Source organism: Marinobacter goseongensis (assembly GCF_023156235.1).
Classification (GTDB): domain Bacteria; phylum Pseudomonadota; class Gammaproteobacteria; order Pseudomonadales; family Oleiphilaceae; genus Marinobacter; species Marinobacter goseongensis.
On the sequence record NZ_JAKZAI010000070.1, the window covers coordinates 1 to 1,639 of the forward strand.

Below are 1,639 nucleotides of genomic sequence, written 5' to 3' on the forward strand. Positions count from 1 at the left end.
TCAGCATCAGAATGCGATTCGAGCGCCGATTACGGCAAACCAATCTTCTGTGCCGCCGCCGCTCGCCTCGGCCAGGTCGGCACTATCGCCATACTTACGCTCGTGCACCACACCCACATAAGGCGAGAACGCACGGTCGAGCAGGTCGTAGCGGAGCCGGAGGCCGGTTTCGGTGGAAACCAATCCCTTGCCGACGCCGATCTCTTCATCCTCACTGAACGCTACTGTGGCATCCAGCGTTGCCGCCAGAATCCAGTAGTTGGTGAACAGCAATTCGTACTCAGCGTCCAGTTCAGCTGACGTATCGCCATCCTTGCTGACATACAGATTTGCATCGATCTCAAACCATTGCGGTGCAAGCCCAGCGACACCCAACACGGCATAAGTGCGATCCGGTCCTTCAGGGGTGTCGAAGCGAACACCCGCTTTGGCATCGAAGAACTTGGAAATGGGGATCTGGCCGACCAACTGGTTTTCCAGTGTTTCGTAGGCCTGCTCCTCTATCTTGTATTCACCGGTTGTAAGCAACCGGACTTTAAAATCGTCGGTGCCATAGAAGGCATCCGCATTCCAGACGCCCAGTTCCTCGTCATCGTCGCTGTAGCGGTACTCAAATTCCTCGAACTGAACACCCCAGGTTGTGAGTGGCTGTTTCCGAGCGGTGGTGTCGGAGATCATTTCCTGAGCTGTCACCGCCGTTGAGAGTCCAATAGAGGCAAGGAAACTGGCCGCAACAAGTGATCGGTTAAAACTCATGCCTCACCTCCTTCTTCAGCCGCCACGTCTGTTTTGGCCTGCGTCGACTCTGGCCCACCTTCAACAATCACCTTGCGGAACATACCCGCAGACGCGTGATAGGACAGGTGGCAGTGGAATGCCCACTGGCCGGGTTCGTCTACTTCGGTTTCCATATACACCGTAGTTCCCGGGTTCACGCTAACGGTGTGCTTGATCGGGTTCCATTGGCCTGCGCCAACATCGAGGATGGACCACATGCCGTGCAGGTGCATGGGGTGAGTCATCATGGTTTCGTTAACAAACTTGAAGCGGACCCGCTCACCGTATTTGAGGCGAATCGGATCGGCATCTTCGTACTTGACGCCATTGATGCTCCAGGTATACCGCTCCATATTGCCGGTCAAACGAAGCTCAATTTCGCGGGTTGGCTCGCGGAGTTCATACAACGGATCCTGAGCCTTCAGGTCAGCGTATGACAAGAACTTACCGCCATTGGCTGCTGTAGGTACAAGGCCACTGCCCTTGGCATAGAAGGGATCGCTTGGCCCCCCTTTTTTACCCATCGCCATGGAACCGTGATCCATGCCGGACATACCAGAGTGATCCATGCCTTCCATGTTGGAATGATCCATTCCTTTCATATTCGAGTGGTCCATTCCCTCCATCGAAGAATGATCCATTCCGCCCATCCCCTCTGAGCTGCTCATATTCATGTCGCCATGATCCATTCCGGCCATGCTGCCATGGTCCATGCCGGCCATACCGCTCATGTCAGCCATGGTCAGGCGCGCCGGTTCGCGCAGTTGCGGCACGGCCGCTTCCATACCCTCTTCGGGGGCCAACGTTGCCCTGGCATAGCCGGACCGCCCCATGGATTCAGCAAAAATGGTGTAGGCCTGCT

Annotated in this window: 2 protein-coding genes; both read right to left on the minus strand. The window is 55.8% G+C overall.

Annotated features, from left to right (window positions below; all coding sequences use genetic code 11):
- Window positions 1-6: 6 nt before the first annotated feature.
- Complete coding sequence (locus tag MLC70_RS18355) at window positions 7-756, minus strand: copper resistance protein B (RefSeq protein WP_248185972.1); 750 nt, start codon at window positions 754-756, stop codon at window positions 7-9.
- Window positions 753-1,639, minus strand: an 887-nt coding sequence (locus tag MLC70_RS18360; protein ID WP_248185975.1) for a multicopper oxidase domain-containing protein, incomplete at its 5' end; no start/stop codon positions are given. The genes MLC70_RS18355 and MLC70_RS18360, both read right to left, overlap by 4 nt.